Source organism: Herbaspirillum sp. GW822-FHT03A08 (assembly GCF_058801885.1).
The window spans coordinates 322,961-348,868 of the sequence record NZ_JBXANR010000006.1; the positions used below are offsets into that span (position 1 = coordinate 322,961).

General features: G+C 61.4%; 21 protein-coding genes. 8 read left to right on the forward strand and 13 right to left on the reverse strand.

Translation table 11 applies throughout. The features are described from left to right. Positions 1 to 104 precede the first annotated feature (104 nt). The 3 genes from AC1RN6_RS20095 to AC1RN6_RS20105 all read left to right on the forward strand — a co-directional run bounded on the left by AC1RN6_RS20095 (position 105) and on the right by AC1RN6_RS20105 (position 5,195). Positions 105 to 1,175, forward strand: coding sequence for an SMP-30/gluconolactonase/LRE family protein (locus AC1RN6_RS20095; RefSeq protein WP_493007199.1), 1,071 nt, complete (start codon positions 105 to 107; stop codon positions 1,173 to 1,175). Positions 1,176 to 1,495: 320 nt separating this feature from the next. Further along, positions 1,496 to 2,674 (forward strand): DUF3142 domain-containing protein, encoded by a 1,179-nt coding sequence (locus AC1RN6_RS20100; protein WP_493007200.1) that lies wholly within the window; start codon positions 1,496 to 1,498, stop codon positions 2,672 to 2,674. A 1-nt stretch (position 2,675) separates the two neighbouring features. Further along, entirely contained in the window at positions 2,676 to 5,195 is a 2,520-nt protein-coding gene (locus tag AC1RN6_RS20105) for a hypothetical protein (protein ID WP_493007201.1), read from the forward strand. Between the two features lie 87 nt (positions 5,196 to 5,282). Here AC1RN6_RS20105 and AC1RN6_RS20110 read toward each other — a convergent pair whose 3' ends face one another. The 7 genes from AC1RN6_RS20110 to AC1RN6_RS20140 form a co-directional block, all read right to left on the reverse strand. Next, positions 5,283 to 6,035 carry a YoaK family protein gene (locus tag AC1RN6_RS20110; RefSeq protein WP_493007202.1) on the reverse strand — a complete coding sequence of 251 codons (753 nt, stop codon included), beginning with the start codon at positions 6,033 to 6,035 and terminating at the stop codon, positions 5,283 to 5,285. Positions 6,036 to 6,197: 162 nt separating this feature from the next. After that, positions 6,198 to 7,130 (reverse strand): VOC family protein, encoded by a 933-nt coding sequence (locus tag AC1RN6_RS20115; protein WP_493007203.1) that lies wholly within the window; start codon positions 7,128 to 7,130, stop codon positions 6,198 to 6,200. Positions 7,131 to 7,341: 211 nt separating this feature from the next. Beyond that, positions 7,342 to 8,184, reverse strand: coding sequence for a fumarylacetoacetate hydrolase family protein (locus AC1RN6_RS20120; RefSeq protein WP_493007204.1), 843 nt, complete (start codon positions 8,182 to 8,184; stop codon positions 7,342 to 7,344). A gap of 72 nt (positions 8,185 to 8,256) precedes the next feature. Beyond that, positions 8,257 to 9,414, reverse strand: a complete 1,158-nt coding sequence (locus AC1RN6_RS20125; protein ID WP_493007205.1) for a porin — start codon at positions 9,412 to 9,414, stop codon at positions 8,257 to 8,259. Positions 9,415 to 9,465: 51 nt separating this feature from the next. After that, positions 9,466 to 10,815, reverse strand: coding sequence for an MFS transporter (locus AC1RN6_RS20130; RefSeq protein WP_493007206.1), 1,350 nt, complete (start codon positions 10,813 to 10,815; stop codon positions 9,466 to 9,468). A 106-nt stretch (positions 10,816 to 10,921) separates the two neighbouring features. Next, complete coding sequence (locus AC1RN6_RS20135) at positions 10,922 to 12,652, reverse strand: FAD-dependent oxidoreductase (RefSeq protein WP_493007207.1); 1,731 nt, start codon at positions 12,650 to 12,652, stop codon at positions 10,922 to 10,924. Positions 12,653 to 13,126: 474 nt separating this feature from the next. Beyond that, entirely contained in the window at positions 13,127 to 14,599 is a 1,473-nt protein-coding gene (locus tag AC1RN6_RS20140) for a methyl-accepting chemotaxis protein (RefSeq protein WP_493007208.1), read from the reverse strand. 344 nt (positions 14,600 to 14,943) lie between these two features. Here AC1RN6_RS20140 and AC1RN6_RS20145 point away from each other — a divergent pair, with 344 nt between their 5' ends. Then, the gene (locus AC1RN6_RS20145; RefSeq protein WP_493007209.1) at positions 14,944 to 15,882 is read left to right on the forward strand and encodes a LysR family transcriptional regulator; all 939 of its coding nucleotides are present in this window, start codon (positions 14,944 to 14,946) and stop codon (positions 15,880 to 15,882) included. 29 nt (positions 15,883 to 15,911) lie between these two features. Here the strand turns inward: AC1RN6_RS20145 and AC1RN6_RS20150 are convergent, their stop codons facing one another. After that, positions 15,912 to 16,799: a LysR family transcriptional regulator gene (locus tag AC1RN6_RS20150; protein WP_493007210.1), complete on the reverse strand. Its 888-nt coding sequence runs from the start codon at positions 16,797 to 16,799 to the stop codon at positions 15,912 to 15,914. A 164-nt stretch (positions 16,800 to 16,963) separates the two neighbouring features. Between AC1RN6_RS20150 and AC1RN6_RS20155 the strand changes: the two genes are divergently transcribed. Together AC1RN6_RS20155 and AC1RN6_RS20160 are read left to right on the forward strand one after the other, a co-directional pair. Continuing rightward, the gene (locus tag AC1RN6_RS20155) at positions 16,964 to 18,193 is read left to right on the forward strand and encodes an MFS transporter (RefSeq protein ID WP_493007211.1); all 1,230 of its coding nucleotides are present in this window, start codon (positions 16,964 to 16,966) and stop codon (positions 18,191 to 18,193) included. A gap of 137 nt (positions 18,194 to 18,330) precedes the next feature. After that, positions 18,331 to 19,230, forward strand: coding sequence for a polysaccharide deacetylase family protein (locus AC1RN6_RS20160; RefSeq protein WP_493007212.1), 900 nt, complete (start codon positions 18,331 to 18,333; stop codon positions 19,228 to 19,230). 109 nt (positions 19,231 to 19,339) lie between these two features. Here the strand turns inward: AC1RN6_RS20160 and lipA are convergent, their stop codons facing one another. From lipA to AC1RN6_RS20175, 3 genes are all read right to left on the reverse strand, one after another. Continuing rightward, positions 19,340 to 20,311: a lipoyl synthase gene (gene lipA / locus AC1RN6_RS20165; protein ID WP_493007213.1), complete on the reverse strand. Its 972-nt coding sequence runs from the start codon at positions 20,309 to 20,311 to the stop codon at positions 19,340 to 19,342. A gap of 22 nt (positions 20,312 to 20,333) precedes the next feature. Next, positions 20,334 to 20,990 (reverse strand): lipoyl(octanoyl) transferase LipB, encoded by a 657-nt coding sequence (lipB, locus tag AC1RN6_RS20170; protein WP_493007214.1) that lies wholly within the window; start codon positions 20,988 to 20,990, stop codon positions 20,334 to 20,336. Positions 20,991 to 21,069: 79 nt separating this feature from the next. Beyond that, the gene (locus AC1RN6_RS20175; protein ID WP_493007215.1) at positions 21,070 to 21,429 is read right to left on the reverse strand and encodes a DUF2917 domain-containing protein; all 360 of its coding nucleotides are present in this window, start codon (positions 21,427 to 21,429) and stop codon (positions 21,070 to 21,072) included. A gap of 179 nt (positions 21,430 to 21,608) precedes the next feature. Between AC1RN6_RS20175 and gcvA the strand changes: the two genes are divergently transcribed. Both gcvA and AC1RN6_RS20185 read left to right on the forward strand, forming a co-directional pair. Beyond that, entirely contained in the window at positions 21,609 to 22,526 is a 918-nt protein-coding gene (gcvA, locus tag AC1RN6_RS20180; RefSeq protein WP_493007216.1) for a transcriptional regulator GcvA, read from the forward strand. A gap of 391 nt (positions 22,527 to 22,917) precedes the next feature. Further along, positions 22,918 to 24,459, forward strand: coding sequence for a methyl-accepting chemotaxis protein (locus AC1RN6_RS20185; protein ID WP_493007217.1), 1,542 nt, complete (start codon positions 22,918 to 22,920; stop codon positions 24,457 to 24,459). A 94-nt stretch (positions 24,460 to 24,553) separates the two neighbouring features. Here the strand turns inward: AC1RN6_RS20185 and AC1RN6_RS20190 are convergent, their stop codons facing one another. Both AC1RN6_RS20190 and AC1RN6_RS20195 read right to left on the reverse strand, forming a co-directional pair. After that, complete coding sequence (locus AC1RN6_RS20190; RefSeq protein ID WP_493007218.1) at positions 24,554 to 24,826, reverse strand: HP0495 family protein; 273 nt, start codon at positions 24,824 to 24,826, stop codon at positions 24,554 to 24,556. 129 nt (positions 24,827 to 24,955) lie between these two features. Further along, positions 24,956 to 25,807 (reverse strand): D-amino acid aminotransferase, encoded by an 852-nt coding sequence (locus AC1RN6_RS20195; protein ID WP_493007219.1) that lies wholly within the window; start codon positions 25,805 to 25,807, stop codon positions 24,956 to 24,958. Between the last annotated feature and the right edge of the window lie 101 nt (positions 25,808 to 25,908).

The window sequence follows — 25,908 nt, forward strand, 5'->3', positions numbered from 1 at the left end:
CCGTCGCAACCCATGCCTATATGGACCAAGCCTGATTCTTCCGGATTGCCGGGCAAAGTCTGCGCGCCCGGGGAATCGGTATTTTTTCCCACATGGAGACAACGATGAATCAAGAAGGTAAGAAAAAAATCGCCGGTTTCGACGCAACTCGTCGTACAACATTACTCGGCGGCCTCGCCATGGCCACCACGGCCCTGACCGCCAAGGCCCAGAGTTTCGACTTCAAGGCCAGCCAGCGCTACCCCGATCCCAACGTACAGGTGCTGGACAACAGCTTTCTGAAATACCGCCTGTACAGCTCGACGGTCGAGCAACTGGCGACCGGTTTCCGCTGGGTCGAAGGCCCGGTCTGGTTCGGCGATGGCCGCTACCTCTTGTTCAGCGACATCCCCAACAACCGCATCATGCGCTGGGACGAAGTCACCGGCGCCACCTCGGTATTCCGCAATCCGGCCAACTTTACCAACGGTCTGGCGCGCGACCGCCAGGGCCGCCTGATCGCCTGCGAGCATCTGACCCGCCGCATCACCCGCACCGAATACGACGGCCGCATCACCGTGCTGGCCGACAACTACAACGGCAAGCGCTTCAACTCGCCCAACGACATCATCTGCAAATCGGACGGCTCGATCTGGTTCACCGACCCGCCGTTCGGCATCGCCGGCGAATGGGAAGGCGACAAGCAAGCCTCGGAACTGCCGCATTCGGTGTATCGCATCGACGGCCAGACCGGCAAGCTGAGCCTGATCACCGATTCGCTGAACGGCCCCAACGGACTGGCATTCTCGCCCGATGAAAAAGTCATCTACATCGTCGAATCGCGCGCCACGCCGAACCGCGTGATCTGGGCCTATCAGCTGACCGACAACGGCACCAGACTCGGTTCGCGCACACTGGCGGTCGACGCCGGCGGCCCGGGCGCGATTGACGGCTTCAAGGTCGATGTCGACGGCAACCTGTGGTGCGGCTGGGGCAGCAACGGCGCACTCGACGCCAATCCATCCGAACTGGACGGGGTGCGCGTCTTCACGCCGCAAGGCAAAGCCATCGGCCACATCCACCTGCCGGAGCGCTGCCCGAACCTGGTGTTCGGCGGCGCGAAAAAGAACCGCCTGTTCATGGCCAGCAGCCACTCGCTGTATGCGGTCTATGTGGATACGCGCGGCGCGGTGTAAGCCTCTGCGGCGTCGCTAACGTCCTTCGCGCTTCACTGCCTGAGTGATCAATCAGGCAGTGAAACGCCGCTTCTCTCTTTTCCCCCCTTCCCTCCCCGCCGGACCGCATCGGCGACGCAACATTCATGAATAAATCCGGCCAGCCTCAGCGCAGCGTCAGACGGATAAACTAGAATGGCAGCCAGTGACACATCCCTGCGGACAACGCTCCGTTCGACTCGATTCCAAACCGGCAAACCCACACATCACACATGCTGCGCTGCTCAACATTCGGCTTGCCACATCGCTACCGATACCGGCGCCGGCGCTCCGTTTTTCTTTTGCTTGCCCTGTCGCTTTGCGGTGCACTGCTTGCGGCCTGCCAGCGTGCGCCGGATGTCCTGCCGCAGCAAGCTTATATCTGGCAGCGCCAATGGAGTCCTTCCGTCGCCAATGCCATGCAAGCCAGCGATCAGCTGGTCAGCGGCTGGCGCGTGCTGGCGGCGGAGCTGACCGCGCAACGCCGATGGAAGACCGCCGCTCCCGACTGGCAGGCGCTGCGGACGACCACGCATGCCGTCGTGATGGTAGTGCGGCTGGACGGTCAGACCGACAGACTCGACGCCGCCACACAAACCCGCATCACCGATCTGCTGACACGCTGGCGGCAACAGAACGTGCCGGTGACCGGCGTGGAGATCGACTACGACTGCCCGACCTCGCAACTGCCGGCCTATGGCAGTTTCCTCACCGGCCTGCGGCAGAGTCTGGACCGCGACACCACACTCTCGATCACCGCATTGCCGACCTGGCTCAACAGCCCGGAGCTGAACAAGCTGCTGGCGGTGGCGGACGAATCCGTCTTGCAAGTGCACGCCGTGATGAATCCGCGCCAGGGCTTGTTTGACGCCGAGCGCGCGCATGCCTGGCTGAAAGCTTATGCGAAGCAGACTGCGCATCCGTGGCGCGTGGCGCTGCCCTCTTACAGCACGCGCGTGAGCTGGGACGATAACGGCCGCATCAGCGCAGTCGAAAGCGAACGGCCCTTGCTGGCGGCCGGCGGGACATCGCAGGAGCTGGCGGCGTCGCCGACTGCAGTGAGTTCCTTCCTCGCGCAACTGGACAAGGATCCGTCGCCGGGACTGATCGGCGTGGTCTGGTTTCGTCTGCCTACCGAAGACGATGTGCGCAACTGGAGCCTGACGACCTGGCAAGCCGTGCTGGCGCGCCAGCCGTTGACGTCGTCCCTCACGGTTGAGGTACTGCCCAACGCACAAGCCGGCCTGCACGACCTCACCTTACGCAATACAGGCAATGCCGACAGCGCGCTGCCGCCGGTAGTGCGCATCGATGCGGCATGCAACGCCGCCGACGGCATCAACGGCTACGCCCTGGAAGCGGACGCCAAAGGCAAGTATCTGCGGCGTACGCGCGAAGGATTATTGCGCGCGGGTTACCAGCGCAACATCGGCTGGGTACGCTGCCAGCAACCAGACATCCAACTCCATGTGGAACGCTAACGTGAACATCAAACACATTCGTATCGCCGCTGCATTAACATTGGCGCTTCCTTTCGGCGCCGCCGTCGTGATCGCCTGCGGCCCGGATTTCCCGCTGCAAGTGCTCGACGACCGCGCCGGCACCCTGAAAGCGACGCCGGCCAATTCCTTTGCTTACGAGGCCTCGCATCTCCATGTGGCGCAGAGCAGCGACAAGCTGCAAGCCAACGAAAACGAAAACGCCTACGCGTCGCCCGACAAACTCACTGCCGCCGATGCCGCCGATGCGACGTTCATGACGCCTGCGCAGCGCGCTCAGCTCAAGGCCGTACGCGCGCTCAAGGATGGCGACGCTGCGTACGCGCAAGGCGCGGACCTGCCGCCGGCGGTGCGTTTGTACGCCGCCGGCGCGGTGGATTATCTTGCCGCAGGCGACACCGGCGCGCGTGCCATGAAACGCTTCCAGGCCGTACTCGATCTGCCCAAGGCGGATGGCGACAAACGCGCCGTGTGGGCGGCTTACATGCTCGGACAAAGCCACGCCGGCGCAATGTTCGGCGCCGGCGGCAATCCTGCCGAAGAACGCACGAAAGCGACGCAGGCTTATGCACTCGCGCGTGCGCGTGCGGCAGCCGGTGCGCTCGATCCCAACGGTCTGGCGGTGGCCAGCTACGGCGAGCAGGCGCGCATGTTTCTCACCGGCGGTGCGGCCTTATGCGGCTACACCGATTTCGTCAATGCCGCGCCGTGCGCTGACGACATCCCTGCCGCCGGCCTCAAGCAAGCCATCCATCTGTACGCCGAACAGGCGGCGCACAATTCCGACAGCGGCGTGCAGTCGCTGCGCAGTATCGCTGCATGGGCGCTGAGCGACCCGGAGCGCGCGCAAAAGCTGATCGACGATCCGCTGTCGCAGCGTCTGCTGGTCAGCTATGCGCTTGCGCGCGTGGGCGACGTGAGCGGTGACGGCGTCAGCCAGCCGGCTGAATACAATACTTACGGCGACGGCTATGGCTACGCCGATGCCGCCAGAGGCGGTAAAGGCATCAAGGTCAATCCGGTGCTGCCGTCGCTGGTGGCGGCATTGCAGAAGCAAGGCATCGCGCGCATAGCCGACGCCGACCGCGTAGCCGCGCTCGCTTATCGCAGCGGCTATTACGATCTCGCGCAGACGCTCGCAGACAAACAGCGCAGCGCGCTGTCCAGCTGGGTGCGCGCCAAGCTGGCCTTGCGCAAGGGCGACGTCGCCGCAGCGGCGCAAGCCTATGCGGAGGCGTCCAAAGCCTTCCCGCAGAATGACGCCAGCGTCGAACCCGCCTCGCTCGGTCTGATCAAGGCAGAGCAAAGCGTGCTGACGCTGTCGCGCGGACAATATGTGGAAGCCTTCGACCAGTTGTACAGCGTCACCAGGGCCAGCCAGTCGCGCGGCGTTGACGGCAAAGACGTCAGCCTGAGCCACCCGCTCTACAGCGACTACAGTGGCGACACCTGGTATCTGGCTGAACGCGTGCTCACGGTCGATGAGTTGAAGACCTATGTCGACGCGCACGCACCCGCCACGCCGGTGCCGGCAGCGCCGCAGAATTTCCCGACGACGCCCGACAAGCAATACTACGAATGGCTGAGCGCGCATCCGGTGCAGATCTCCGATTACCTGCGCCGACTGCTGGCGCGCCGCCTGGTGCGCGAAGGACGCGTCGCCGATGCGCTGCCCTACTTCCCTGACGACAAGGATATGCGCTACGCGCCGATGGAACAGAACTACAGCGACGGCAAGAGCACGCTGGCGAACTGGCGTTATCGCGCGACCGCCAAAGCGTATGGCGACGCGCTCGACGATGCCGGCCATGCATGGTTCGCGGTGAACCGCGCCAAGGCCTGGTACCAAGCGGCGACGCTGGCGCGCCAGCGCGGACTGGAGATCATGGGATATGAGCAGGCGCCCGATTACGCCGGCATGGACGGCATGCTCGGTTTCGGCCCCGGCCGCAATCCTGCGCAGGACGCCCCTTCCGGCGACGCCGCAAAACCGCCTGCCGTCAAGACGCCGGAGCAACGCGCCGCCGCCGACTTGCCCGGGCAGTTCGTCACCGACGACGAGCGCAAACGCTACGCCGCCAGCGAAAGCAAGCCCAACATCCGCTATCACTACCGCAACATCGCCGCCGACTACATCATGAAATCGGCAGACGCCTTGCCGCCGCGTTCACAGGCCTTCGCGGCGGTGCTGTGCAAGGGCACCGGTTTTGTTTACTACGACGCTGCGCTGGCGCCGGCGCTGTATCGCCGCTATGTCAAAGAAGGCGCAGCCGTACCGTTCTCGGCCGACTTCGGACAGAATTGTGTTGAGCCGGATTTCAAGGCGGCGGGACGTTTCCCGTATGTGCAGGCGTGGAAAAAGACGCGGCACTGGGTGGCGACGCATCGTGCCGTCAGTGCGGCGCTGCTGCTGGCGGTCCTGGCCGGCATCGGCGCACTTGGCGCCGTTGCGGTGAAGCGCCTGCGGTCACGCCGGCCATCCGAGGGCGCCGCGCCGGATTGAAATACATCTCCGCCGCCATATTGAAAAGGCCTGCCGGATTATCCGCGCAGGCCTTTTTTCATTGGACTCGCACACATCCCGGCAATGTCATTTCCGCATCTTCAGCGTACGCTGCAGATCGTCCAGCACCGGCACCAGCGTGACAAGAATCAGCGTTGCCGCTAACGGCAGCGTGAAAGTGAAACCGATATGGCGAAAACCCAGCGCCCCCGCCACGCCGCCGGCAAAGAAAAGAAGAACCAGCGTCGACAGATTTTTCAGCTTGGCGATGTCGGCATGCACGTGCAGATCGGGATGACGGTTGCTGTTCCAGTAAAGCGCCTTGCCCAGCTCGATGCCGATATCGGTGACCATGCCGGTGACGTGCGTGGTGCGAATTTCGGCGCGGGAGAGTTTGGTGATCATGGCGTTTTGCAAACCCATGATGAAGCACAGCAGCATCACCGTCACGGGAACGAACAGCCATTCAACGCTGGTGATGTTGCCGCCGAGCAGACCAAAGAACAGCAGCAGGATCGCCTCGGCGATCAACGGCATGGCGTACTCGGCCTCCAGCCGCCGCTTGCGCGCCCAGTTGATCATCACCGCCGAACTCGCCGCCCCGGCGATGAAACAGAACATGCTGGCCGCGCCTGCCATCAGCAATCCCACGGCGCCGATCGCCACATCCTCCGCCATCAGCGACAGGATGCCCGACATGTGCGAGGTGAATTGTCCGACCACCAGAAACCCGCCGGCATTGATCGCGCCCGCAATGGCGGAGAGCACAAAAGCAAGATGCCGGTTGCCGGTCAGTGTGCGGTTTTTTCCTGCGAGGCTTCTGAGGTAGGAGACGGGCATGGCGGCTCTTTCGGGCGAAGTGAAATGAAACGACGCTGGCGGCGGCGCACAGACGCTAGCCGACCCGATGAGTATAGATGATGCAGTACGTGGTCCGCTTGCGCGGGTGCAATAAAAAAGAGCCGCCAGAGAAGGCGGCCGGGGAAAAAGCGCGTGGAAAACTCAGCTATCGGTATTGCTGATGAAATACGCCGGCACATCCGGCCCCCACAGGTAGAGCGAATCTTCCGGCAAGAAATTTCCCGCCGGCCAGTCGACGCCGGCGGGCACATAATCGATGTCGGCTGAGTATTCCGAAAACGATCCCCACGGATCGCGCACGTAGTGGAAGTAGTTGGAACCGAGTACGTGGCGGCCGGTGCCCCAGCCATCCTTGTAGCCGGCCTTGGCCATCTGCGAGGCGCCGATGCCGACGTCGTCGATGCGCGCCACATCCCAGGCGACATGATGCCAGCCCTTGGCGTGGCTTTTGGCGAAGGCCACCAGGTGATGATCGCTGCCATGGGGACCGTGCGTGAAGGCGATGATGTCGATGGATTTATCGGACAAGCGCAGGCCGAGTGCACGGTTGTAGAAATCGACGATACGCGGCACATCCGGCGAAAACATCAACACGTGCGACATGCGGCGCGGACGGATGAACGGTGCTTCGGCGCGCGTGACCGAGCCGCGCGCATTGGCCGGCGCCTGCTGCTGGATCAGCGGCAATTTGCTGTCCGGCGTAGTCTTCACCCCGGCTTTCACTTGCAGCAGATTGCCGTCCGGGTCGTAGAACCAGATGCCTTCTTTCGGCGCGCCGCGCAAACTCTTCGGATCGATATCAAACGAGGCGCCCGCTCCCCGCACCTGGCGCTCGATCTGCGCCAGGTCGGCGGCGTAGCAATTGAAGGAAAGATAAGCCAGCGACTTGCCCGCTGCCGGCAATACGCGCGCCCAGCGATGACCGTCCTGCGCGCGCAGTTCCAGCTCGTCCGAGCTGCCGTTCACTTCCAATCCGAAGCTGCGGTAGAAGTGATCCGCCTCAGCCAGCGAGGGTACGTTGAGTGCGAAATGGTCGATGGAATGGACGCCTGCCGGGCGTGTCTGGTTGCTCATCTTTGTCTCCTTGCGTAGTACGTCTTGCATATTGCGTAGGGCAAATTGCGGCGTCGTTTGCCGCTGGCATCCTGCAAGCCCCTCATTGCAGTCGTCCTGACGAACGTCAGCACCCGGTGTCGTATCAACTGTCTTCACGACACCGTGTTCCAGCCTTCGCCGGGACGACGGAACAGGGATTCGCTGCGCCGCTTGTTATTGTTTTTGCCGATCAGCGTGCCGCTTCGTCGACGATCTTGTTGGTCAGCGTGCCCATGCGTTCCACCGTGACTTCGCAGACGTCGCCGTGCTTCATCAGCAGCTTCGGCGTACGCGCCCAGCCCACGCCCGATGGCGTGCCCGAGACGATGACGTCGCCGGCTTCCAGGGTGAAGGCTTCGCTGAGGATGGAGATCAGCGATTCGACGTCGAACACCATGGTGTCGGTGTTGGCCGATTGCACCACTTCACCGTTGAGGCGAGTCTCCAGCAACAATCCCTTGGCGCCGGGCGGCAACTCATCTGCGGTGATCAGGTCGGGACCGAAGGCGCCGGTGCCGTCGAAGTTTTTGCCGACGGTCCATTGCGGGGATTTGAACTGGTATTCGCGCACCGAGCCGTCGTTGAACAAGGCGTAGCCGGCGACGTGACTGAGCGCGTCTTGTTTGCTGATATTCTTGCCGCCCTTGCCGAGCACCACGGCGATTTCGCCTTCGAAGTCGAGGCTGTCGGACACCGTGGGACGGATCATCGGCTGGTTGTGCGCGATCAGGCTGGTGTTCAGGCGCAGGAAGATGGTCGGATAGTCCGGCTGCTTGAAATTGCTTTCCTTGGTATGGTCGGCAAAGTTCAGGCCGACGCAGATGATCTTGGTCGGACGGCGCAGCGGCGGCAGGAGTTTCAGGCCGGTTTCTTCGACCGTTCCCTTGCTTTCCGTATCGCGGCCATAGGTTTGCAGATCGACGCCGCGCGCCAGCAACTGTTCCAGGGTTTCTTCGCCCAGCACGCGAATCTGTTTGCCGTCGCGTACGCCGAGCAAGGCCTTGCCGTCTTGTTCAAAACTGATGTATCTCATTTCCACTCTCCAGACACACCGCCGGCACCATGCCGGCGGCATTAAAACATTTCATGCGACATGTAATTCAAATCAAAAAGCGTGGCGCATGCCGATCATCGTGCCCCACTGGTTCATGCCCTTGCCCGGGCTGGCGCCGGCGCCGCCCTGGCTCAAGGTGTAAGCGGCCTGCGCGCTGTTGGCCAGATAGGCAGTCTGCAGATAGACCGAGGTGCGCTTGGACAAGGCGTAGGTGCCGCGCACCACGCTGATGGTGCCGCGCGCATCCTGCTGCTTGTTGATGATGCGGTAGTAGCCGCCGTCCAGCGTGAACTGCGGCGTAAACAGATAGGCTGCTGTCAGGTAGTACTGGTCGGACTTCACTTCGCGGTTGCCGATTGCTGCGGTGACCTTGCGGCCCAGCCAGCCGCCGCCGATCTTGAGATCGCCGGCCTTGAAGTAACCGTTCAGTTGCGTGCGCGCATCCTTGTCGCCCGACGAAGTGATGGCGAATGGCGCAACGCCGTTGTAGAAGTTGGCGGCGGCGCCGGCGCCACCTTGTTGCCGGTCATATGCCGTGGCGATGCCGAAGTTGGCGCCGTCGTAGCGCAGCATTGCCGACCAGTCGCGGCAGGCTTGCGTGTCGCCCGCGACTTCACCGGCGCACGTGCCCTGCCCCGGCGCATTGCCGGTACCGGTGCTGTCGCGGCCAAAGGAATAGGTGGCGCCGACGGTTACGCTATCGAATTTGCCTTTGTAGGAAACCGTGTTGTCGCTGCGTGCATTCGGGATATAGGCATCGAAGGAACCGACGCCGCCGTAGATGTCCGGGCCGATGATGTCGGCATCCAGAATCGCCCAGAACATCATGTTGTATTGGCGGCCGAACGACACCAGTCCATAAGGGCTGTTGATGCCGACCCAAGCCTGGCGGCCGAACAGGCGGCCGCCCTGGTTGATGTCGCCGGCGCGGGCATTGAAGCCATTTTCCAGCACGAATTGCGCGGCCAGTCCGCCGCCCAGATCTTCCGTACCGCGGAAGCCGATGCGCGACGGCATGCTGCCGGTGATGCCCGGCATGCGCAATATGCTGTTGCCGGCGGCGTTGGCGTGGGTGATGTATTCCACGCCGGTGTCGAGAATGCCGTACACCGTGACGCTGGTCGTATTGGCTGTCTGCGCCATCGCCGGTGCTACGGCACATGCCAGGCCTGCGCTCAGCAAGCATGCGAATAATTTGTTCAGTTTCATGTCTCCTGCCCTCGTTCTGTTTTATAGGTAATGAATCAAATCCGACCAGCCTTATTCCGGCCTGGCCTTGCCGTGGTACAGCCGTCCTGCGCTGAACATCGACACGCCTGCAATCACGGCAGGCACCGCGAACACGACGAACGCCATCTGCGCCGACGGCAAGGCCGCCAACAGCAAACCGCCCGTCATCGAGCCGATGATGGAACCGATGCGGCCCACCGCCAGCGCCCAGCTCACGCCGGTGGCGCGCGCCACGGTTGAGTAGAAACCGGAGACCAGCACGTTGGCGCCGGTCTGTGCGCCGGACAATCCGAAGCCGGTAAAGAACACGGTGACGTACAGCCAGCCTGCGTGATGCACCGCCGGGCCGATGCAGACGATGGAGATCGCCGCGATCAGGTAAGACACGCTCAGCACGGCAAAGGGATTGTGGCGATCCATCAGACGCGCATTGATGAGCGAACCGATGGTGCCGCCGACCGGCATCATGGCGCCGATGGTGGCAGCCTGCGTGACGGCGATCCCGCCTTCGGTGATCACGGTCGGCAGCCAGCTGCTGATCTGGTAATACACCCACAGCGTGCAGAAGAAGGCCAGCCACAGCAGCATGGTGCCGGCGCGATAGTGACGGCTGAACAGCGTGGCGAGGATGCCGGCTTTCTTGTCGCCACCGTGATTACCGTCGCGGCGTTCGTCGGGAATCGCTTCCGCCAGAGTCGCGTACGGATTGCCCGTCAGACGTTCCAGCACCTTGCGCGACTCCGCTTCGAATTTCTTTTTCCCGGCCATGAAGCGCAGCGACTCCGGCAAGAAAATCCAGATGATGGGTGTCAGCACCAGCGGCACGATGCCGCCAAAAATGAACACACCCTGCCAGCCATAAGACGGAATCAGCAAAGCCGCCAGCGCGCCGCCGCACGCCAGACCAAGCGTGAAGCCGCAGAACATCAGCGTCACCAGCAAGGCGCGATTGCGCTCGGGGCTGAACTCCGACGACAGCGTGATCGCGGTCGGCATCGCGCCGCCCAGACCGACGCCGGTCAGAAAACGCAGCAGCACCAGCGTGCTGGCCGAGTCGGCGTAAGCGCAGGCCAGCGTGCCGATGCCGAACACCAGCATCGACATCACGATCACGCGCTTGCGGCCGATGCGGTCGGCCAAGGGCCCGAACACAAAACTGCCGACGGTGAGGCCGAACAAGCCGGCGCCAAAGATCGGCCCCAGCTGCGCAGGCGTCAGCGCCCACGCCTTCTTCAACAATGGTGCGACATAGCCGACTGCGGCAAGATCGAAGCCATCGCAGGCCACCACCATGAAACATAAAACCAGCGTCAATATTTGCAAACCCGATGTCTTGCTGCCGTTCATCACGGCATCTGACGACACTGCTTGTGCGTGCATTTTCCTTGTCTCCTGCAGGTGAAGTCCGCTGTGCGGATCTTTTGTTTGTTGATGTTGAAAAGGTATTGCGTTCGTCCTTGTGGTCTTGCCGATTCAGAAAATTGATTCAGGCGCCGGCGTATTCGCTGCGCGCCGCTGATGGCGCCAGCCGCTCCGGCTCGGTCAGATGTACCGGCGCCGGTTCTCTTTCATGCCCGAGCGCACGCGCGGCAACGGCAGCGAAGCCGGCGTCCAGCACGTTGCCGCGCCACGCCACGTGCTGATCGGGCCGGACCAGTACGAAGTCGGCCTGGTACAGCTCGCGCACGGCGCGCTCGGCGACGGTGACGCAGGTCAGGCCTGGCAGATAACCGGCAAGTTTGCCCGGGTCGATTTGCGTGGCGTTGCCGGCATTGAGCGTGAGCAGCGTGAAGCCCATGCCGAACAGCGCATACAGGGAGCGTCCGTCGCGCAACCAGGCATGCGGCGCGCGATGGCCGGGCCGCGCACACGGCAGGTACAGGTTGGCCGCATCGAGACCGGGGCTGCCGGCTTCAGCCACCAGCAGCGGCGACTGTTCGTAGCGCATGCCCAGATGTACGCCGGGAATCATGAATTCGCGATAGGCGTGGAAGTCGAGATAGCGCCCTGCCGCTTCGCGGGCGGCGTCGCCTTGCGGTCCGTCTTCGAACGCGGCGGCAGGCAGTTGCACGTGGCCGATGCTGTCGGCGAATTCACGGGCGAAGGCGGTGTTGCGCAATGCCGCCGGATGACGTTCGGCGTGATAGCTCTCGGCCAGCGCGGGGCCGCCGCTGCCATTGACCAGCGCGGCGAGTTTCCACGCCAGGTTGGCGGCGTCATCGATGCCGGTGTTGTAGCCGAGACCGCCGGTCGGCGTGAACAGATGCGCGGAGTCGCCGGCAAGAAAGGCGCGGCCCTGCGACAGACGTTCCGCTACCAGCGCAAAGCCGGCGGTCCATGATGAAGTGCTCTTGATCTCGAAAGGGATGTCGGCGCCAATGGCGGTGGCGATGCGCTTGCGCACCAGTTCCGGATCAAGCGGCTGATCGTCTTGCGGCTGCACGTTCATGATGAAGTCGCCGCGACCGTCGACCGCGATCAGCAAGGCGCGCTGTGTCGGACTGAAGGTCCAGTATTGCCATGCCGGACGCTTGCGGCTCGCCGTGTACAGCGTGGGCGCGTGGAAATACACCGCCTCCATCTGGCCGCCCATGAAGCCCCGCTTCTCGCCGGCCACGCCGTTATAGCGAATGCCGAGCGCCTTGCGCACGCTGCTGCGCGGACCGTCGCAGCCGATCAGGTAACGCGCGCGCACCTTGCGCTGGCGTGCTTCGCGTGTGGCGGTCTGTTCCAGATTAACGATGGCGGTGACGCCTTGTGCGTCTTGTTCGAAGGATTCCACTACCGCCGAAAAATGCACGTTGCAGCAGCGATGTTGCAAGGCCGCTTTCAACAGGATCGGTTCAACATACAGCTGCGAGCAGCGATGCGGCGGCTCGGCGGTAGGCCAGGTGAAGTCGTGCTGCTTCGCCCACTCGACGGCGTCGGCGGAACTCGGCTGCGACAGGCGCGCCAGCTCATATTGACCGATGGAAGTGAAGTAAGCGATGTCGGGAGAATAATCGCCTGGCAGGCCGGCGGCGCGCACTTCGTCAGCGATGCCGATGCGGCGGAAGTGTTCCATCGTGCGCGCGCTGTTGGCGTTGGCGGCAGGATGACGCGCCGTGCCCGGCTTGGCGTCGAACACCTGCACGCTGATGCCGCGCTGGCCGAGTTCAGCCGCCAGAAACAAACCGACGGGACCGCCGCCGACGATGAGGACGTCGCAATCAAACACCTGTGTCTCCTGAAGATCTTGCTTTGATGAGTTCGCTTATTGAGCTTTTTTCGAGCTGTTTTTGAGCTGCTTTATGGAGCTTGATGTTAGACCTCGTCACACTATTAATCCATATAATGGATTGCATACATCACATGCATCCGATTCATTATCTGGCTCGCTATCTCTCGCTATCTTCGTCGCGCCTGAGGCCAAAAAAAATGGTGCAGCGTGGAGGAGAGAGTCACACGCCGCACCAGGGAAGAACCGCCTCAAGATGTTTTACCGTTCTGGAGTTAAGCACCTGTCAGGCGCATTCAGTCCGGCGTTAAAAACCTTCTCATTGCCTCGCACAGCACCGCTGTCGTCCTGACGAAAGTCAGAACCCAGTGTCGTAACGGCGCTTGTCACAAGTCCTCACGACACTGGGTCCCGGCGCTCGCTGGGAGGACGGCGAAACAGGCATGTCTGACTGAGTAAGCCTGAGCCTGTTGTTCAGCGCGTATAAAAGCCACAGGACACCAGGCAGTCGCCGAGCCGGCGCACATAGGCCGACTTGGTCCTGATCTCCTGCGTGACCGGATGCGCGAACTTGAAATCGACCCAGCCGGTGCCGTGATGTCTGGCGGTGTCGACGATCTCTTGTCCGAAGGGCTTGCCGCCGGGGTCGCGATGCTTGCGTGTGTCGACGCCGACCAGGCGCGGGTTGCCGCCGTGGGCGACGATCTCGCCGTCGGCCAGGCCGACCACCACCAGATACAGATCGCGATCCGCAAAGCGCCGCTCCACCAGATCGTTGACCTTCTCGATCAGACTGGGCAAGCCTTCCGCTTCGGCATGCTCGATGGCGGAGTCGACCAGTGTCACGGCATCTTCGCGCGTGCCGAATTCGTCCGAGCCGAGATCGAAGTGCGACACGACGTTGGTCAGCGTCACCGCCTGGCGATGCAGGTTGGCGGCAGCCGCAGAAATCTCATCGACCAGCCTGGCGTTCTCCTGCGTCATCTGGTCGAGCTGGGCGATGGTGTCGTTAATGGTCGCCACGCCGCTGCTCTGCTCGCGGCTGGCGCTGCTGATTTCCTGCATGATGGTCGCAGCGCTGCTGACCGACGACACGATCTTGCGCATGGTGGTGCCGGCCAGCAGCACCTGCCTGTCGCAGCTTTCCACCTTGCTGACCGAATCGATGATGAGCGTCTGAATCTCTTTGGAAGCAGCCGCTACCCGCTGCGCCAGTACTCGCACCTCCGTCGCCACCACGGCAAAGCCGCGTCCTGTCTCTCCTGCACGCGCCGCTTCCACGGCGGCATTGAGCGCGAGGATATTGGTCTGAAACGCGATGCCGTCGACCACGTTGATGATGTCTGCGATGCGGCGCGAACTGTCTCGGATGCCGGCCATGTTGGTCTCGACGTTGTGGACCACTTCGCCGCCTTGCGCAGCAGCTTGTGCAGCTGTGGCGATCAGCTCGTTGGCCTTGTGCGCGTTGTCGGCGTTCTGCCGTACGTTGGAGGTGATCTGTTCGGTTGATGCCGCCGTCTGCTGCAACAGTGCACCCTGCTTATCGGTGCGCTCCAGCAAGGCCTTGTTGTCAGTCGAGAGCAAACCCGAGGTCATGGCGAAACCGACGGTGCCGTTGCGCACTTTGGTGACGACATCGGCCATGCGGCGACGCAAGGTGGCGATGGCCTGATCAAGTTCGCTGCCGGCAAGGCGACGTTCATCCTCCAGCGCAAGCCGTCCCGCGCCAAGCGACTGCATGTCCTGCAACACACTGGCGCTGCGTCGCGCGAGGCCGCGCGACAGCAACCAGTTGCTTGCGATCAGCGCCAGCAGAGCGGTGCCGGCGATGCCTAACATCAGATTCTGATGCCGCGCTCCTTGCGCCGTGAAGACAAGTGCGAACATTGCTCCCCCTGCCAGCACGGTCAGGAAAACGGTCGCCGCGAATCCGGCATGAGATTTCATTTGATGTCCCGCTGAAATAGCTGCGGCTGAGCATCCCGCTCATCTTGTCTCCGCATCGTTGTGATTTTTGAGTCGCGCACGCCTTGCTCCGTGATGGCTGGAGCAAGCTGGCCGACGCGTTTGATTCTAGGGAGACGAGAGATATAACACCATCCAATGAAACTCATAGAGAGCATGCATGGCATTTATACAGCGCAGTGCACACGCAGAGAAGCGCGCACAGCCCGGAACCGGCCAGTTCGGGCGGCTGCTTGTTTTCCAGCGGAAAGCATGGGCATACTACGCGCGAGACCGCTATAAACGCGCGGAATGAATTTAATAATTACTATACATCCGGCTCATATATGAATACCCCCGACCTGAACTTCCTGTACGTGATACAGGCCTTGTTCGAAGAGAAAACCGTGTCGCGCGCGGCGGAAAGACTGGGCCTGACGCAGCCCGCCGTGAGCCATGCGCTGAGCCGTCTGCGCGTGAGCTTTCAGGACGATCTGTTCGTGCGCGCGGGCTCGGTGATGGCGCCCACGCCGACCGGCGAACGCATTGCGCAAGGCGCCATCGCGACGCTGGCGCTGATCCAGCGCGAAATCTGGGATGTGAAAGCCTTCGATGCGCAGACCACGACGCGCACCTTTTCGGTTTGCCTGAGCGACATGGGGATGATCGTGCTGCTGCCGAAACTGCTGGGCGCATTGCGCGAGCATGCGCCGCACGCGACGCTCAAACCGATTCAGGTGCCGTCGCTGGAACTGGCATCGGCGCTGCAGGACGGCGCCATCGACCTGGCCATCGGCTACCTTGGCAAGATGGGCGACAACCTGTATCAGCAGACGCTGTTCCGCCGCTCGCTGGTGGGCATCGTGCGTAGCGGGAAGATCGGCGCAAAAAACAAGGCGGCTAAAAATCAAGCGATCAAGATGTCGATGGAACAATTTGTCGACAGCGAACACGTGCTGGCCGGCACCCTGTCGCTCACCAATCAACTGCTCGATGAAGAATTGCGCCATCAGGGCGAACGCCTCAAGGTCGGCGTCAGCGTGCCGTATCTGCTGACGGTGCCGGGCCTGGTGGCGACATCGGATTACATCGCTTGCGTGCCGAGCGAACTGGCGGAATTGTTTGCCCAGTTGGCGGACATCCGCATGTTCGAATTGCCGGTGAAACTGCCGGACCTGACCGTCAAACAGTTCTGGCATGCACGCTTTCATAACGACGCAGCGCATCGGTGGTTCAGATTGCTGGTGGCGAATACGCTGGGAGATCTGTCCGACACAAGGCGTTGATGAATTTTTCCGGCGCAGATGGAAAACACTCAGCGAGTAAACAGATGACTCGCCATGAAGTCGACAAACACCCGCAGCTTCGGCGACAGATGCTTGCTCGACGGCCACAGCATGCGGAAGGTGCCCGAATGGTGGATGTAGCTGTCGAGCACCGTCACCAGACGGCGTTCTTGTAGCTGCCGGCGTATCGCAAAGTCCGGCAGGCAGGCGATGCCCAGTCCCTGTTCCGCCAGATGAATCAATGGCTCGATGGTGTTCACTACGGCGGTGGCCGGCAGCTCCAGCTGAAGGTCCTTGCGTCCTTGCCGCAGCGGCCAGCGTTCCAGCTTGCCGTTGGTGGCGAAGCGGTGTTGCAGGCAGGCGTGCTGCAACAGATCAGCCGGTTTTTGCGGCGTGCCGGCTTGTTTGAAGTAACCCGGTGAGCCGACCAGCCTGAAGGTGAATTTTCCGAGATTGCGCGTCACCAGGCGCGAATCGCTGACTTCTCCCGAGCGCACCACGGCATCCAATCCCTCCCCCACCACATCAACCAGCCTGTCGGTGAAATCGAGATCCAGTTCGATCTCCGGATAAGCACGCATGAAGTCGCCCAGCGCCGGCATCATCAACATGCCGACGATGGGCATGCTCACCCGCAGCTTGCCGCGTGGCGCGCCTTGCGTTTGCGCCATCTCCAGCTCGGCAGCTTCGATCTCGCTGAAGATGCGGCGGCAGCGCTCCAGAAATGTCATGCCTTCCGGCGTGAGCGTGATGGTGCGTGTGGAACGATGAAACAGGCGCACGCTGAGCCGCTCTTCCAGGCGACTGATGGCTTTGCCGATGGCGGATGCCGACACGCCGAGCTGGCGTCCGGCGGCTGTAAAACTGCGCGTCTCTGCAGCTTGTACGAAGGCGTTGAGTGAGCTCAGGCTATCCATGCGGTTTCCTCGCAAATGCTATTGCGGACATTATGTCCGTTTTATTTGGAACTATAGCCCAATTGTCCGCAGTGCCAAATCAACCTATCTTGTCTGCATGCGGCACACAACGTGCGACAGGTGCCGCTTTTGCTATTTCGATTAATTCTCTTGATTGGTACTTCATGACCTCGACTTCCGCCACCACCGCTGATGGCGATGCCCTCGCTGCGGCGCCGCCGTCTTCTCCCTCCTCCGATCGCCTTCCTCTTGCCGGCTTGCTGGCGCTGGCGATGGCGGCCTTCATCACCATCCTCACCGAAGCCATGCCGGCAGGTCTGCTGCCGCAGATGAGCGCCGACCTGCGCGTGTCGGAGTCGCTGATCGGCCAGCTTGTCACCTTGTATGCGATCGGCTCCATGGTCACCGCGATTCCGCTGACGGCGACGACGCAGAGCTGGCGGCGCAAACCCTTGCTGATGACGGCAATCATCGGCTTTGTGATCGTCAATACCATCACGGCGGTGTCGGCCAGCTATCCGCTGACACTGGCCGCGCGCTTCTTTGCAGGCGTGTTCGCCGGCATGGTGTGGGCGTTGATGGCGGGTTACGCGGCACGTATGGCGCCGGCGCATTTGCAAGGCCGCGCGATCGCCGTCACGATGGCCGGCATTCCGATTGCGCTCTCGCTCGGCATCCCGGCGGCGACCTTCCTCGGTGCGAGCGTGGGCTGGCGTCCGACCTTCGGCATCATGAGTGCAATGACGCTGATTCTGATCGTGTGGGCGCTGGCCAGGGTGCCGGATTTTCCCGGCCAGAAAGCCGGCAGGCATCTGTCGATTGCGCAGGTGTTCATGCTGCCCGGCGTGCGCCCGGTGTTATTCGTGACGCTGGCGTTCGTGCTGGCGCATAACATTCTCTATACCTACATCGCACCCTTCCTTGCTCCGGTAGGCATGGCGAACAGCGTCGGCATGATTCTGCTGATCTTCGGCGTAAGTGCGCTGGCCTCGATCTGGGTGACCGGCGTCCTGATCGACCGCTGGCTGCGCACGCTGGTGCTGATCAGCATCGTGTTGTTTGCTTTCGCCGCGATTGTGCTGGGCGTGTGGAGCGATGTCCCGGCGGTGGTATACGTCGGCGTGGCGGCGTGGGGATTGGCCTATGGCGGCGTGCCGACCTTGTTCCAGACCGCATCTGCCAAGAACGCCGGTGAAGCGGCCGACGTCGCGCAGTCGATGATCGTGACGGTATGGAATCTGGCGATTGCCGGCGGCGGCGTGGTCGGCGGCGTGCTGCTCGATACTGTCGGCGTAAGGTCGTTTCCGTGGGCCTTGCTGGTGTTGCTGGCGCCGACACTGGCAGTGGCGTGGCGGGCCAGCCACAAAGGCTTTCCCGCCAGCCATCCTTCTTAAGTTTGCTGAAACTGCTCAGGTATAATCGCGCGGCCTTTGTGCTTCTGTGCGGCTTGTCTGTGGATTTGTCGACACGATAAAAAAGAACGCATTTCACGCCTGTTGATGAAATGCGTTCCAGATGACAGGTCCGCAACTTGAAACAACTCTCTGCCGCTTTGTCTGCAATTGCTGTCGCGCTCAGCCTGAGCGGCTGTATCGCGCCGCCCATCGCGCTGACGCCGCTGACCGAACAGCGCCTGCATGTGCAGGCGCCGATTCGTTTCCTGCTGACCTTTGACGACGGCCCCAGCGCATCGGGGTTTTTCAATCCGACGCTGTCGATCCTCGACGATCTCGCCAACAATCCGATACAGCCCGGCATCAAGGCGGTGTTCTTTGTACAGACCCGCGCGCACGGTGCCGGCGGCAGCGAACTCGGCCGCCAGATCATGCACCGCGAGCACGAGGAAGGCCATATCCTGGGTTTCCATACCAGCACGCCGGGACATACTAATCATCGGGATCTGAATCCGCAGGCCCTGGAACAATCGCTCACCAACGGCAGCACCGACATTGCCGCCATCACCGGCGCGGCGCCGACGTTTTTACGTCCGCCGTTCTGGAATTTCGATCAACGCACTTTCGCCGCGTATCAGCAGCATGGCTTTCATGTGCTGATGACCGACGTCAGTCTGAATGACGGCAAGATCTGGGGCTACAACTTCAGCCTGCGCCGCCGCTCGAATATCGTGCGGCAATTGTCGGAAGTGCGCGAGCGCATTGCAGACGGCGAACTGCCGACGGTTGATGGCGTGATTCCGGTGGAAGTGACGTTCCACGATCTCAATCGCTACACCTCGCGCCATATGCAGGAATACATGCAGATCCTGCTCGACAGCGCACAGGAAACCGGCCTGACGGTAGCCGCCAAACCGTTCTACGATGACAGCGCGGCGCTGCAGCGCGCGGTCATGGCGCGCACGGTCACGGACCGTTCCAAGCCGCTGCATTTACCGGGGTTGTGGGCGTGGATGTGGGATGGAAACTCGCACTGAACTAAGCAGGCGATTCGAGAATGGAAGCGGAATAAAAAACGGCCTGGATCATTGAAGAACCAGGCCGTTTTTTTACGCCGTGTTACTGCATGCTACCGGCGAAAATGACTTAACCAACCAGACCGTGCGCCTGCTGATCCGCGTGATAGCTGGAACGCACCATCGCGCCGACCGCCGCGTGCACGAAGCCCATCTTGTAGGCTTCTTCTTCGTACATCTTGAAGGTGTCGGGGTGTACGTAACGGCGCACCGGCAAGTGGTCGCCGCTTGGCATCAGGTATTGGCCGATGGTGAGCATGTCGACATTGTGGGCGCGCATGTCGCGCATGACCTGCAGGACTTCTTCGTCGGTCTCGCCGAGGCCGACCATGATGCCGGACTTGGTCGGGGTGTTCGGATGCAGGTCCTTGAAACGCTTCAACAGGTTCAGCGAGTATTCGTAGTCGGAACCGGGACGCGCTTCCTTATACAGGCGCGGAGCGGTTTCGAGATTGTGGTTCATGACGTCCGGCGGGGCCATCTTGAGGATTTCCAGCGCACGGTCCATGCGGCCGCGGAAGTCCGGGGTCAGGATTTCAATGCGTGTCTCAGGCGACAGTTCGCGCACGCGCTGGATGCAGGCGGCAAAGTGGCCGGCGCCGCCGTCGCGCAGGTCATCGCGGTCGACGCTGGTGATGACGACGTAGCTCAGCTTGAGCTGGGCGATGGTCTTGGCGAGATTTTCCGGCTCATTCGGATCGAGCGGATCGGGACGGCCGTGGCCGACGTCGCAGAACGGGCAGCGGCGGGTGCACTTGTCGCCCATGATCATGAAGGTCGCGGTGCCCTTGCCGAAGCATTCGCCGATGTTGGGGCAGGACGCTTCTTCGCACACCGTCACCAGGTTGTTGGCGCGCAGGATGTCTTTGATTTCGTAGAAGCGGGTGGTCGGCGAGCCGGCCTTGACGCGAATCCAGTCGGGCTTCTTGAGCTTTTCCGCCGGCATGATCTTGATCGGGATCCAGGCCGTTTTGCCGGCGCCCTTTTGCTTGTCGGTGGGGTTGCGCAGCGCAGCGTCGGCTGTAGTGATGTCGGTAGTCATAGTAGTGATTTCTGATGCCATCTCACGCGGATGGCGAAAAAGCAAAATGCTCAACGAGTTTGTCGGCGAGCAGCGTTTGCACGTCGCTCAGCGAAGCGGCGACGTCCAGCGTCTGCATGTCGACGGTAGCGAGGCCTTCATAGCCGCAAGGGTTGATCCAGGAAAACGGCGCCAGATCCATCGCTACATTGAGCGACACGCCGTGATAGGTACAACCGTTGCTGCGGATTTTCAATCCCAGCGCTGCAATCTTGGCGCCCTGCCACGGCCCTGAACTGACATAGATGCCGGGCGCGCCCTGCTTGCGCTCACCAGCGAGATTATACGCCGCCAGCGTGTCGATCACCGCCTGCTCGATCTTTTGCACGAATTCGCGGGCGAACAGGCGCGCGCCGGGATGATTGCGGCGCAGGTCCATGAGCAGGTAAATCACCACCTGGCCGGGCCCGTGATAGGTGACTTCGCCGCCGCGGTCGGTCTGGATCACGGGAATGGCGTGAGGATTGAGCACGTGGGCGATGTCGGCGCCCAGCCCGAGGGTGAACACCGGCGGGTGTTCGACGATCCAGAGCTGGTCGGGGGATTCGGCGGTGCGGCTGTCGGTGTAGGCGCGCATGGCGTTGAAGCTGGTTTCGTAAGCCTCGACGCCACGGTGAATGATCTGTGGAGCGGTTCGCATGCCGGCAAGTGTAACGAAAATCCCGGATCGCCGCCCGCGCCGCATGGATTGTCCATGCGGCAAGTTTTTGTTGAAAGCCTTACTGGCCGCAGCTTCCCGGCGCTTCGGCGATTTTTGTCGCGGTTCTGCCGGCCTGATTGCGGCTGCTGAAACGGCGCGTCAGCCCATTGGCGAGCCCGGTCAGGCGCACGATCCAGTGACGGCGGCACAGGCCGACCTGCAGCTTGCTGGCGGTATTGACCGACTCAATCACCACCAGGCCGTGACCGGGAATATCCAGGCTTTGCCCGCCGGAAAGCCAGTAATCGGTACGGCCGCCTTCGATGGTCACCCACACGCGGCCGCTGCCGACTTGCAGGCAGACCGGGCGCGTGACCTGTAGCGATCTCACCTCGCCGGCTTGCAGCCGGATTTGCCTTCTAGTGAAAATATTTTGCATGACTTCACCTCTTTGTATTACCGTTTCCGGGTTGGCCGATCGCTCGCTCGCGGCGTCCTGTTGCTTTTTGTGGATAGCAAGTACCTGATCGATAGAGGTATTCTAGTCAGCGCCACGGTCAAACCAAAACGATATATATTCTCAGTTCTTGCTAATTTTTCTCACAAAGACATTCATCGATGGTCGATTTCCGCAAGCTGCCGAACCTGGCTGCACTGCGCGCTTTTGAAGCGGCGGCGCGGCATGAAAGCTTTTCGCGTGCGGCGGAAGAGATCCACGTAACGCCGGGCGCGATCAGCCACCAGATCCGCGCGCTGGAAGAAGAATTGGGATTGCAGTTGTTCACCCGCAACGGCAAGCGCATCGCCATCACGGAAAGCGGCCAGCGCTTTGCTGCCGCCATCCGCAAGTCGCTGGGCGACATCGCTACTGCGGCCGAAGCCTTGCAGGAGCAGAACCGGCAGCAACGGCTGGTGGTGTCGTCGCCGCCCTCCTTCGCCTCGCGCTGGCTGGCGCCGCGGCTGTGGAAATTCGTCGACCGCCATCCCGGCATCGAGGTGGTATTGCAATCGAGCAGCCATCTCAACGATCTGGCGCGCGACGGCATCGACGTCGGCCTGCGCTTCGGGGTGGGCGTTTATCCGGGCCTGAAGTCGGAAAAGATCCTCGAAGAGTTTTACTACCCGGTGGCCAGCCCGCATTATCGCCAGGGCCGCCTGCCGTCATCGACGCAGCAATTGCGCGACTGTACGCTGCTGCGCATGGACGGCCTGCAGGAATCCTGGCTGCCGTGGTTTGCGCTGGCCGGTCTGGATCTGCCCGATCCCGCCGGCGGACTGGTGACCGAGGATTCGTCACTGACCTTGCGCGCTGCCGCCGACGGCGCCGGTGTGGCATTGACGCGTCACGCCATCGCCTCGCAGGAAATTGCCGCCGGCGAACTGGTGCGCCTGTTCGACATCGCGCTGCTGAGCGACCGCGCCTACTACTTCGTCACCGTGCCGGACGTGGCGGTAAAGCCGCAGGTGCGGCAATTCAGGGAATGGCTGGAAGAAGAAATCGCGCTTTTCAAAGCACACAGCCGCTGGCCCGGCTGATCCTGGTACGCGGCGACAACACGCCAATTCCCGCAAACAAGCAAATGCTGCGGGAAAACCTCTCTGTTCGCCTGCTTGCCGGGCTGTGAAATACCCTATCGTATGTACATAGAGCGGCAAGGATAATTGCCGACAAGCATCCGCGTTTGTTTGCCCAGGGCGTCGCACGGATTACGGCCAGTGCGGCAGGCAACGAATGAGATGCTGATAAAACCCTCTCCCCTTTGCATGCGCAGCACCGATTGCTATCCGCAAGAAATTTTGTGCTTCGCTTCGCGTCGGCTGCCGCATTGCTGTCTTTGATTTCACCGCTTGCTTGTTGTCGTCTTACCCGTCCTTATGCCGGGCATTTTCTGCATTAAGTTTCATCCGTTTCGTTAGGAGATCGAACATGAAAAATCTAAAAATCGGCGTACGCCTCGGCATCGGTTTTGTCGTCATTCTGATGTTGATGGTCGTCATGCTGGGCATCAGCGTCTGGCGCCTGCAACAGATCAATACCGCCGTCGTGTCGATGACCACCGACTCCATCGTGAATGAACGCAACGCCAATGAATGGCTGGCCGTGATTCGCGAAAGCGGCATCCGTACGCTGGCGGTGATCAAGACAGAAGACGCCGACGCGCAGCAATACTTCCAGGCGCAGATCACGGCTGAATCGGCGCGCGTATTGCCGATCCGCAAGAAGGTCGAAGAAACCAACACGGCGCCGCAAGAAATCGCGCAGCTAGCTGTGATCAACAAGATCCGCGATGAATATAACGCTACCCGTGTTGAAGTCTTCAAACTGAAAAAAGCCGGCGACATGGATACCGTCAAGAAGATGACGGCCGAAAAACTCATTCCGCAGTATCAGGCTTATGCCGACAGCGTCGCCAAATTCCGCGACATGCAGCGCCAGGAGATCACCAACTCTGCCAATGCGGTAAGCGACTATTATCTTTCCAGCCGCAGTCTGCTGATCATTCTCGGCGTGGTGGAACTGGTGCTGGGCGGCGTGCTGGCATGGCTGTTGACGGTCAGTATCACACGCCCGTTGACGCAGGCCGTCGGCATTGCCGAAACCGTCGCATCAGGCGATCTGAGCTCCACCATCGTCGCCGAAGGCAAGGACGAAACCAGCCAGCTGCTGACCGCATTGAAGACGATGAACGACAACCTGCTCAACATTGTCAGCCAGGTACGTGTGGGTACCGACACCATCAGCACCGCATCGAGCGAAATCGCCAGCGGCAATCTGGACTTGTCCTCGCGCACCGAGCAGCAAGCCGGCTCGCTGGAAGAAACCGCATCGGCGATGGAAGAACTGACTTCCACGGTGAAACAAAATGCCGACAACGCGCGCCAGGCGAATCAGCTCGCCGTGTCAGCCTCCGAAGTTGCGATTCAGGGTGGCGCCGTGGTCGGTCAGGTGGTCGACACCATGGGTTCCATTAACGATTCGTCGCGCAAGATTGTGGACATCATCAGCGTGATTGACGGCATTGCCTTCCAGACCAATATCCTCGCCTTGAATGCCGCGGTGGAAGCGGCACGCGCCGGCGAACAAGGCCGCGGCTTTGCGGTGGTGGCGTCGGAAGTGCGCAGCCTGGCGCAGCGTTCTTCGGCCGCAGCGAAAGAAATCAAAACGCTGATCGACGACTCGGTATCGAAGGTGGATGTCGGCAGCAAGCTGGTGGTGCAGGCCGGTGAAACCATGAACGAAGTCGTGGCGAGCGTGAAACGCGTCACCGATATCGTCGGCGAAATCAGCTCGGCCAGCCAGGAACAAAGCGCCGGCATCAGCGAAGTCGGTCAGGCGATCACGCTGATGGATGAAGCAACGCAGCAGAATGCGGCGCTGGTGGAACAGGCAGCAGCAGCAGCGCAGTCGTTGCAGGATCAGGCCGGACGTCTGGCGCAGGTGGTCAGTATCTTCAAGCTGGCGCGCTAGATCAGAGGTCTTTACAGCAAAAGTCTTCGCACAAAGAAAAACCGGTTCGGCTCTGGCGAGAGCGAACCGGTTTTTTTACGCCTTGCAGCATGGCTTACAGCACGAACTTGACCATTTCATGACCGGACAAGGCGCGGTACAGATTGTCAAGCTGCTCGCGGCTGGTGGCGCGAACGGTGACGGTCAGCGACAGGTAATTACCTTTCGGGGACGGACGCATCTCGACCTTGCCGGCGTGAAAAGTGGGATCGTATTCGGTAACCATCTCGACGATGGTATTGGCGAACTCATCGTGCATGATGCCGATGACTTTGATGGGAAAGTCACTGGGATATTCGATCAGGGATTCTTCGGTAGGAGCTGGCATGGTGTACGGCTTTCGACTTTCAATAGGGACTGCAAGGAACTGCGCCTATTTTACGCCATGCACCAGCCGGTTTGCGCATGTCTTGGCTTGCGGCAAGACATGCGGCTTCTCATCGGCAAAACCGCCGTATCAAAGCGCGGCTTTGGCTTCCTGATACGCCGCGTACAGCCTGGCGAACACCGGACCCGGCTTGCCGTTGCCGACGGCCTTGTCGTCGATGGTGACCACCGGCAAGACTTCCTTGGTGGCCGAGGACAGCAGTACTTCATCGGCGGCGAAGACTTCTTCCTGCGTGATGCGGCGCGCTTCGAACACGATGCCCTGCGACTTGCACAACTCTTCGATCAGGCCGTAGCGGATGCCTTCGAGGATCAGGTTGTCCTTCGGCGGCGCCGACAGCTTGCCGTCCTTGACGATCCAGACGTTGGACGACGACGCTTCGCTCAGGAAGCCGTCGCGGAACTGGATGGTTTCGGTGACTTCGTGCTCGGCGGCGTATTGCGCGGCCAGCACATTGCCCAGCAGCGAAGTCGACTTGATCTGACAGTTGAGCCAGCGCTTGTCCTGCATGGTCACGCAAGCCACGCCCTTCGCGCGCACTTCAGCCGATGGCACCGCCAGCGGGCTGGTCATCATGAACACGGTCGGCGTGACCGGATCCTTGGGAAAAGCATGACCGCGCTTGGCGACGCCGCGCGTGACCTGGATATAGACGATCTGGTCGCTGAGATCGTTGGCCTGCACCACACGGTCGATCAGCGCCAGCCATTCGGCTTCGCTATGCGGATTGGTAATACCGATGGTGCCGAGGCTGCGGAACAGGCGCGCAATGTGATGCGTCCCGCGGAACGGTTTGCGGGCATACATCGGGATCACTTCATACACGCCGTCGCCGAAGATGAAGCCGCGATCAAGCACAGGGATGCGGGCTTCGGAGAGCGGCGTCATGTCGCCGTTGAGGTACACGATAGGATCGTTCATGGGACGTTTTCTTTTTGAAAGTTCAGACAGGGAAGTTCGGGGAATAGAGACATTCTTGCACAGACGCGCAACAGCCGTTATGCAAAGTAAGCATTGCGCGA

Bases quoted from the DNA above. Each gene is read 5' to 3' on its own strand.
- AC1RN6_RS20145 (WP_493007209.1), top strand. From the start codon at position 14,944: ATGAATACCCCCGACCTGAACTTCCTGTACGTGATACAGGCCTTGTTC.
- AC1RN6_RS20130 (WP_493007206.1), bottom strand. From the start codon at position 10,815: ATGCACGCACAAGCAGTGTCGTCAGATGCCGTGATGAACGGCAGCAAG.
- AC1RN6_RS20120 (WP_493007204.1), bottom strand. From the start codon at position 8,184: ATGAGATACATCAGTTTTGAACAAGACGGCAAGGCCTTGCTCGGCGTA.
- AC1RN6_RS20110 (WP_493007202.1), bottom strand. From the start codon at position 6,035: ATGCCCGTCTCCTACCTCAGAAGCCTCGCAGGAAAAAACCGCACACTG.
- AC1RN6_RS20125 (WP_493007205.1), bottom strand. From the start codon at position 9,414: ATGAAACTGAACAAATTATTCGCATGCTTGCTGAGCGCAGGCCTGGCA.
- AC1RN6_RS20185 (WP_493007217.1), top strand. From the start codon at position 22,918: ATGAAAAATCTAAAAATCGGCGTACGCCTCGGCATCGGTTTTGTCGTC.
- AC1RN6_RS20195 (WP_493007219.1), bottom strand. From the start codon at position 25,807: ATGAACGATCCTATCGTGTACCTCAACGGCGACATGACGCCGCTCTCC.
- lipB (WP_493007214.1), bottom strand. From the start codon at position 20,990: ATGCGAACCGCTCCACAGATCATTCACCGTGGCGTCGAGGCTTACGAA.
- lipA (WP_493007213.1), bottom strand. From the start codon at position 20,311: ATGACTACCGACATCACTACAGCCGACGCTGCGCTGCGCAACCCCACC.
- AC1RN6_RS20115 (WP_493007203.1), bottom strand. From the start codon at position 7,130: ATGAGCAACCAGACACGCCCGGCAGGCGTCCATTCCATCGACCATTTC.
- AC1RN6_RS20175 (WP_493007215.1), bottom strand. From the start codon at position 21,429: ATGCAAAATATTTTCACTAGAAGGCAAATCCGGCTGCAAGCCGGCGAG.
- AC1RN6_RS20140 (WP_493007208.1), bottom strand. From the start codon at position 14,599: ATGAAATCTCATGCCGGATTCGCGGCGACCGTTTTCCTGACCGTGCTG.
- AC1RN6_RS20190 (WP_493007218.1), bottom strand. From the start codon at position 24,826: ATGCCAGCTCCTACCGAAGAATCCCTGATCGAATATCCCAGTGACTTT.
- AC1RN6_RS20155 (WP_493007211.1), top strand. From the start codon at position 16,964: ATGACCTCGACTTCCGCCACCACCGCTGATGGCGATGCCCTCGCTGCG.
- AC1RN6_RS20095 (WP_493007199.1), top strand. From the start codon at position 105: ATGAATCAAGAAGGTAAGAAAAAAATCGCCGGTTTCGACGCAACTCGT.
- AC1RN6_RS20150 (WP_493007210.1), bottom strand. From the start codon at position 16,799: ATGGATAGCCTGAGCTCACTCAACGCCTTCGTACAAGCTGCAGAGACG.
- gcvA (WP_493007216.1), top strand. From the start codon at position 21,609: ATGGTCGATTTCCGCAAGCTGCCGAACCTGGCTGCACTGCGCGCTTTT.